5 protein-coding genes are annotated in these 8132 nt (G+C 59.8%); 1 reads left to right on the top strand and 4 read right to left on the bottom strand.

Annotation, left to right across the window (positions count from 1 at the left end):
• The coding region (locus C4334_RS03810) for an ROK family protein (protein WP_352430755.1) at positions 1-631 on the top strand (631 nt) is incomplete at its 5' end.
• 143 nt (positions 632-774) lie between these two features.
• Here C4334_RS03810 and C4334_RS03805 read toward each other — a convergent pair.
• The 4 genes from C4334_RS03805 to C4334_RS03790 form a co-directional block, all read right to left on the bottom strand.
• Complete coding sequence (locus tag C4334_RS03805; RefSeq protein ID WP_352430754.1) at positions 775-2091, bottom strand: vWA domain-containing protein; 1317 nt, start codon at positions 2089-2091, stop codon at positions 775-777.
• A gap of 96 nt (positions 2092-2187) precedes the next feature.
• Positions 2188-3657: a magnesium chelatase ATPase subunit I gene (locus tag C4334_RS03800; protein WP_352430753.1), complete on the bottom strand. Its 1470-nt coding sequence runs from the start codon at positions 3655-3657 to the stop codon at positions 2188-2190.
• Positions 3658-3668: 11 nt separating this feature from the next.
• On the bottom strand, positions 3669-5966 hold the full coding sequence (locus C4334_RS03795; protein ID WP_352430752.1) for a PAS domain S-box protein: 2298 nt from the start codon (positions 5964-5966) through the stop codon (positions 3669-3671).
• 61 nt (positions 5967-6027) lie between these two features.
• Entirely contained in the window at positions 6028-7641 is a 1614-nt protein-coding gene (locus tag C4334_RS03790; protein ID WP_352430751.1) for an MBL fold metallo-hydrolase, read from the bottom strand.
• Positions 7642-8132 lie beyond the last annotated feature (491 nt).

The following is an 8132-nucleotide window of genomic DNA, read 5'->3' as shown; positions in this document are numbered from 1 at the left end:
GCCGGGGGTCTCCGCGCCGCCGCAATCTGATGATCGGGCGAGGATCTGGCGAGATTTCATCCTCGTGCGCGCCGGAACGGGCATTGGCATCGGCGTGGTGCGCGATGGCGAGATCTATCGCGGGGCGGGGGCGAGTGGGAATCTTGCTGGCGAGTTTGGGCATATGACCATCGTCGCTGGCGGCAAACTTTGCGTCTGCGGCAATCGCGGTTGTTGGGAACGCTACGCTTCTGCTACCAGCGCCGTCATGCTCTATCTTGGCGATCGCGCCCCAACGAGCGGCGCACCGCCCATCCGCTACGCCGAACTCGTGCGCCGTGCTGAGGCTGGGGAGCTGCGCGCACAAGCGGCGCTTCGGCAGACAGGTGAATATCTCGGCATCGGCATTGCTAACGTCATCAGCGGTCTGGGCATGGATCGCGTGGTCGTTTCAGGGCGCATCGTTCTGGGTTGGCAGTTCATCCGCGAGCCGTTGCAGATGGCTGTGCAGCGCGCTTTGGCCGGGAGATTGGTCGAACCGATCATCGAAGCCGGATTGGTGACGGGGTCCGGCTTGGGAGGCGCGCTTGATGTAGCCGTGGATCACTACTTGACAGAAGCCGCCGAACGAACAAAAGTTGCCGATCGTTGAGGTCGTCAAAACGCAACTAGAGAAGGATGCCGCCGTCAAACCTTTCTTCAAACTTTTCTTGAAAAGGCGGCAAGTTGATGATGGCATCCTTATGAGTTGCGTTTCGTTCGCCTTGGCGCGACTTGCGTTTTTGGCCCGCGCGGTTACTTAACGCGGCTTCTCTTGCGTTTCAAGAAGTCTATCAGGACGAACTGCGAGAGGTTGCCGGGCGTCGCAAAATAAGCCTTGCCGTTGGTCATCGCCGTCATCTGTTTGACGAACTCGACCAAGTAATAATCGCTCGCCAGCATGAAAGTGTTGATCATGATGCCGGCTTTGCGGCAGATCTGCACCTGCTTGAAGGTTTCGGCCATCACGACGGGATCGAAGCCCATAGAGTTTTTGTAGAGCCTGCGCCCGGAAGAGGCATCGCGTTCGCGCCGTGCCGGTGTAAGGTTTGCGGTCTCGACGTAGCACGCGGTCGGTTTTCCGTCTGTGATCATGATGATTTGCCGCATCTCTTTGCGTTGCGCGAGAAGCAGCCGACGCGCAAGGCGCAAACCTTCCGCCGTGTTTGTGTGATGGGGACCGACCTGCGTCGTCGCGAGCTTGGCAAGCGGCAGTTCCTCGGCGGAATCGTGAAAGAGGACGACCTTCAGCGAATCGCCCGGGTACTGTGTGCGGATCAGATGCGCAAGCGCGAGCGCGACCTTTTTTGCCGGCGTGAAACGATCTTCGCCGTAAAGGATCATCGAATGGGAGCAATCGAGCATGACGACGGTGGCGCACGAGGACTGGTAGTCGCACTGATGAACGTAAAGGTCTCCGTATTCGAGATCGAGCGGAACCGTCAGCCCTTGACGCTTGATCGCTGAAAGAAGCGTCGCGTTGACATCCAAGTTGATCGTATCGCCGAATTCATACGGCTTGGAACGCTGTGCCGCTTCCACGCCGGTTGCAAGGTGTTCCGTGTCGTGCCGTCCAATGGATGAACGGCCCAAACTGCCGAGCAACTTCTGCAGGGTCTTGTAGCCGAGAAAATCCAGCCCCTTCTCGGTCACCTCGAACTTGATGTTGCGCGGGAGCGGTTCCTCGAAGCGGCCCCTTTGATCTCTCGGACGCGCTTGCTGATTCGGCGCCGAGGCTTCTTCGCGAAGCGTCAGGTATCCTTCCTCGACGAGCCTTTCGATCAATTGATTGAGCAGCTCTTCGAGCTGCGAACCGCGGAACCGACCATCGTTTTCAGCAAGCATCTGTTCGATGTCCTGCGGCGAGAGCTGGCCCATCTCGATCAAAGCTTGAAGCAGCGCTCGGCGGAGCGCGTCGAGCGAGCGGTCGAGCTGGTGCGGCTTTCTGGACCAGTAGTGATCATCGTCGTAGCCCGAATGGAGAAGCTGATCCTGCAGCGCGTCCATCAGGTCGCCCAGATTAATGCCCGAGACATCGAAACCTCTGAACTTGGAGTACCGAATGAACTTCATCTTGCTTTCTCCCCTCGACTTTTCGAGGCGATCTTTTGAACCCGACGCGCTTCGAAGGGCTCAGGATCGGCGCCTTTCGCTCAGGTCGCGACGGCGTTAGCTGTAACGCCCGGTGCCCGTCAGGTCTTCGTAGATCATGCCGCGACGATCCTTGCGGGCTTTGGTTGCTGCCGCGTAGCCGCCCTCTTCGTTGCGCGAGATCTTGTTCTGCGCGTAAAGCCCTTCGAGCGCGAATTCGCATGCGGCGACGGCCAACGCCGTGTCGTCGCGTTTGAGATCGAACGGGATAAGAGCCGTATCGATCAGTTCCGGTACGTCTTCGAGCAACAGCAGGCATTCTTCGGCAGAGGCCGTGTCGCTCAAGCGCAAGGTGTTTCCTTGATCGAACCACTGCACGGTTTTGGCGAAATCTATGCCGACGAAGTAACCCTCGAAGATCTCGCCCGCAGCTCGTTTGATCAAATCTTTGGCGATCTTCACGGCGCCGATCTGCTCGCCTTCGTATTCGAGTTCCATCTTGCCTGTCATCGATGGGATGGCCGCATAGATGTCGGCGATGCGCGCAGCGACTTCCCGTTCGCCAGTGAGAAGCGCGCGCCGCTCGGCATTGGAGACGACCGATTCCATAACGGTGATCGGCATCCGCTGCGAGACGCCGGAGCGCTTATCGATGCGTTGGTCGTCGCGCGCTTCGAAAGCGATCTGTTCGACCGTTTCGCGGATGAAATCGGGAATGACGATCCGTCCTTCGATCCCTTCGCGTGCGGTCCACGCTTCTTGGCGCGTGATCTCGATGGCCTGTTGCAGCTCTTTCGGGTAGTGGGTCATGATCTCAGCGCCGATGCGATCTTTGAGCGGCGTGATGATCTTGCCGCGCGCCGTATAGTCCTCCGGGTTGGCGCTGAAGACGAGCATCACATCGAGCGGCAAGCGAACCGGATAGCCTTTGATCTGCACGTCGCCTTCCTGCATGATGTTGAACAATCCGACCTGTATCTTGCCTGCCAAATCGGGCAACTCGTTGATGGCGAAAATACCGCGGTTGGCGCGCGGCAGCAGGCCGTAGTGGATCGTCATCTCGTCGCTTAGAACATGCCCGCCCTTGGCCGCTTTGATCGGATCGACATCGCCGATGATGTCGGCGATGGTGACATCGGGCGTGGCGAGTTTTTCAACGAACCGCGCATCGCGCTCGATCCATGCGATCGGGGCGTCGTCGCCTAGCGCTTCGACCAAGCGACGTCCATGAGCGCTGATGGGGCGAAGCGGGTCGTCATTGATTTCGGATCCTTCGATGATCGGGATGCGTTCATCGAGCAGCTCGACGAGCTGGCGGATGATGCGACTTTTAGCTTGCCCGCGCAATCCCAAAAGGATGATGTTGTGTTTGGCCAAGATCGCGTTGACGATTTGCGGGATCACCGTTTCGTCGTAGCCGATGATGCCGGGAAAGATCTTCTCGCCCGCGCGCAATTTGCGCACGAGGTTGGCTCGCAGTTCGTCTTTGACCGAACGCGAGCGGTAACCGCTGCGTTTGAGTTCGCCCAGAGTCTTCGGTAATGCCATGTCTCCCTCTTTCACGAAAAACTAAGCGCGTAATCCCCTTTTTTGATGAGCGAAGCGAGCGCTTCGGCCAAAGTCCTTTGCGTACGCAGACCCTCCAGATCGAGGCGCAGCCCGACGAGCGAGCGTGCCGCTTGCGCTCCGACACCCGCCACCACTGCTTCTGCGCCGAGCAGTTCGATGGCGGAGACAAGCGAGTAAAGATTGGCCACGGCTTGCGAATCAGCGATGCGCGCGCCCGTGATGTCTACGATCAACGCGCGCGCGCCCGTGCGCGCCACCTCGTTGAGCGCCGTTTCGATCGCCTTCTTCATCCGCGCGTTGTCGAGCGGGCCGATGAGCGGCATCACCAACACGCCTTGCCACACGGGGACGACGGGCGTTGAAACCTCTTCGAGCAGCATCTCGCGCTCGCGGTAGAGTCGTGCGAGCTTCTCTTCCGCGCGCTTGCGTTCCGAGATGTCGAGCACGAAAGCGACGGCTTGATCCGGCGACCCCTCGATCAGCGTGAAACCGATGAGCACAGGCAGGCGGCTTCCATCCCGACGAAGGTACTCTTTCTCCCAAGGTTTGCTGCGACCAGTGGCGCGCGCCTCGGCGATCTTCTCCTCATCCAAGGGCAAGTATTCCGGCGGCGTCAACTCACGCCAAGTCAGGCGCCCCTCTTCGATTTCTTGGCGCGTGCGCCCGACCATTTGCAAGAATGCATCGTTGGCATCGAGGATGTTGCCGCGTAGATCAGCGAAGATGATGCCGATGATGTCCGATTCGAACAGCGACCGCAACCGCGCTTCGCTTGCGCGCAGGGCACGCAAAGATTCTTCCTTGAGCCGATTCGCTTCCTGCGTCGCGCTATAGAGCAGCGCGTTGTCGAGCGCGATCGCCGCCCGGCGGGCCAAGTGCTCGGCGACGCGCAGATCATCTTGCGTGTAATAGCGGTTGGATTCCGCCGTCGCGAAGCTGATCGCGCCGAGAACGCGCCCGCGCGCAACGAGCGGCAGGATCATCACCGAGCGCAATCCGAGGCGACGCAAGATCCGCAGCTGCTCTTGATCACGGGCCAGCTTCTGCAAGAGATCGTCGGTGATCGTTTGGTAGATGACAGCGCTCTTGGTGCGCAGCGCTTTCGCTATGCCTTCCTCTTCGCTCAAATCGGTTGGGCAGCGTCGTTCGAGTTCGTGCACCAGCTCGACTTTGGTGCGGTCCATGTGCTCGACGGCCAAGCGCTGAAGGCGACCATCTTGCAGTAAATCTATGACGCACCAATCGGCCAAAGACGGGACGCTCAGCCTCGCAAGGTTGGCCAGCATCTTTTCATAATCGAGCGAGCTTGCCAGCAACGCCGTCGCTTCGGCTAGAAACTGCCATGCACGCTCGGAAGCTTCTGCGCGCGCACGCGCGCGTTCGGCCAAGGCGAAGAGGCGCGCGTTGTCAATGGCGATGGCTGCTTGCGCGGCCAATCCGGCGGCGACGCGTTCATCGCGCTCGGTGAAGCGATTCGCTTGCGGGTGACCCAGAACGAGCACGCCGTTGACCTCGCCAGTGCGGGAGCTGACGGGGACGAGCATCAAGCTGACGATGCGCGAACTTTCGAGCAAACGACCGGCGGTCGAATCTTTAAAAAGCGGGCTTCGACGTGCATCGGCAAGGCGCTCGATCTTGGTCTCGTTCTGTCCGAATAGATCTGCCGCGCGAAAGACCGTGATCTGCTGCACATCTTCGGGCGGAATCCCAACGGTCGCGCGAAAACTTTGCGGCGCGCCGCGCTCGTCGGTGAATTCGTAGGTGAAGATGGCGCTTCTTGCGCCGATGGCTTCAGCCGCTGCGCTGGTCACGTTTTGGATGATTCTCGGCAGGTCTAGATCAGAGACCAAAACTTGCCCGACGCGACTGATGACTTCGAGCGTCTCTTTCTGCTCGCGCAATTCGCGCTCGATTCGCTTCGTTTCCGTCACGTCGCGAAAGGCGACCACAGCGCCAACGATCTCACCGTTGGCGATGATCGGCGAAGAGGTGTAAGCGACGGGAAAAGTCTTGCCGTCACGGCGCACGAAGTGATCTTCGTCGCTCGAACGAGCTTCGCCCGTCTGCAAGACTTCGAGCAACGGGCATTCGTCCACCGGAAAGGGTGTGCCATCGGGGCGCTTGTAGTGGATCACCTCGTGCATGTTCTTGCCGAACAGCTCCTTTTCCGTCCATCCAAGTGTGCGCTGCGCGGCGCGATTGAGGAAGATCAGGTTCCCGTGGCGATCGACGGCATAAACTCCTTCGGCCAAGCTCTCATCGATCGCGCGCAGCAGATCGAACGGCACGCTTGCTCTCGACGCGTTCGTTTGATTCGATGTCGCCATTCGCCTTCTCCTGAACACGACATTAAAGAGCGATGAACTCCGCTTCGGCGCACTGCGCGACGAGACCCTCTTCTTCCAGCTTGCGCAGGTGGGCGAGCGCCGAACGCTGGGCTAGATCGTGCGCTGCTGGTGGGATGTCGGTGTAGACGCGAGCGACGATCTCTGCGGGCGTCTTCGCGCCGGCGCGCACAGCATCGAGAACTTGACGTTCGCGTTCGAGCCGGTGCGCGATGTATTCCGCGATCCGCGCGCGCGCGTCAGCCACTGCCGGTCCATGCGAACTCAGAAGAGCCGTTAACCGCGGCAACTGGATCAGCCGTTCGAGCGAACGCAAATAGTCGCGCATATCTCCTTCATCTGGATCGATGAGCACGGTGCCGACGCCGACGATCTGATCCCCGCTCAGCAAGGCTCCCGAACGCTCGTCGTAAAAGCAGAGGTGGCCGCGCGCATGGCCGGGCGTGTGCAGCGCGCGCAACACGATCTTCGGCTCGCCATCCAGCTCGATCCGTTCCTCGTCCTCGATGAAGCGTTCGATCACGATCTTGCCGCGCAACTCATCGGCCGTCAACCGATGCGCCGCAACCGGTACGCTGCCGCCGAGATGTTCCCTCAACGCTTCAACGCCGCCGATGTGGTCCGGATGATGATGCGTCAGGATGATCTCGCGTGCTCTTGCGCCGCGCGCCGAAAGCATCTCGTCCAAGGCGCGGTGCAGCGCGCGTTGTTCCTCTTCTTCAGGGGAGGCTGGATCGATGATGATTAGCTCGCGTTGGCCGACGATGTAACAGTTCGTGTGCGTCGCGGGCGGTTTAGTTGGTGTGCGCAGCGGGAAGCAGATGATGTTCGGGATGAACTCTATGGCGCGTACTGATTCGCCGTGCGCGTAAGGCACGCTCAGAAACCTTTCGACCAGATCATCCGTGATGCCTTCGGCCAGCGTTTTGAGCGCGTGCAACGTGGGCGGCGCAAGCAACGCTTCGCTCCGGCGCCATCTGGCGACCGCTTCTTCGGCTGCGATCCATTCGCCGAAGACCAGTTCGCCGTCGGGGTTGATGATGCGCGGCTGTTGTTTGCGCGGGCAGCGAACGAGAAAGAACCATGTGTCGAAACGTCGCGGACTGAACGGCGGCGTGACCCATCGTCCGACGAAGAGGAAATCGCGCGCATCCAAGTAAAGTCCGAAGTGTCTGAGCAGTTGCGGAAATGACATGCGCCCGCTGCGAAGCTCATCGAAGAGCGAAGCGAGTTGACCGCGCGTCAGTCGTTCGCTGTTGCGCGCGACAAGCAGGCCGAGCTCCTCGAAGAGTTCCCGCGCCGCGCACGCGATCATGCCGGCCATCTCTGGTGTGGTCGCATGTGCTACCGGCGCTTCTATGTCGGTTGCTTCTCGCTGTCCGCCCGGAAAAGCGTAGAAGCCGCCGAGAAAGGCGAGTCGCGCGTTTCGGCGCGCCCAAAAGACCTCGGCTCGTCCGTCGCGCTCGCGCACGAGGACGACCGCGGCGGCGTCTTTGGGCGTTGCCGCACGTGCGGTGGAAGAAACGAGGTTCGTCGCTGTGTCGTCCAAAAGTTTTGCGCTTTGATCCGGTCCGGTCGACTGCAATTCGGTCGCCCTTGCGTATTCGCTCTGCTTCATTAGAAGCGCACCTTCAAGTATAGCACCTTCGGGACTGATCGGACGACACCTCCTCTTCTAGCTTTCGAAAGGCAGCGCGCTGTTGATCAAAAAGGATCCTCCCGGCACGCGCAGCTGTTGCGAGGAAGACAGCATCATCCACGAAGCGCGCGTTGGATCGTCCCCACACGCGGCCGTCGCCACTGGAGCGTCGCATTGGCAAGCGATGCCAAAGAATCGTCCGTGCGCGCGATGCTGTCGCAAGGGCCAACGTCTAGATCGGCCGTCGAAGCGCAGAGGATAAAGTTTCTTGTTTTCGTAACAGTTGCAAAGCGATCACGCTTTTTTCCGCTGAGTCAGCCGAAAAAAGTCCGGCGCCGCGCTTGTGTTTCTCGAACATGTTTGCGCAAAGGGCGTCTCAAAAGCGAAAAAGAAGGATCGAGAGCCTCGTCACCTCCTTCGTTCAGCTTCGGTCTAAAAAGACTCGAGGGCGAAAAAGAGAGATCGAGAAG

The organism is Pyrinomonas sp., from assembly GCF_040289685.1.
Taxonomy (GTDB): Bacteria; Acidobacteriota; Blastocatellia; order Pyrinomonadales; family Pyrinomonadaceae; genus Pyrinomonas.
The sequence above is the reverse complement of the archived record's forward strand: the minus strand, read 5'-3'. Positions and strand labels throughout refer to the sequence as shown.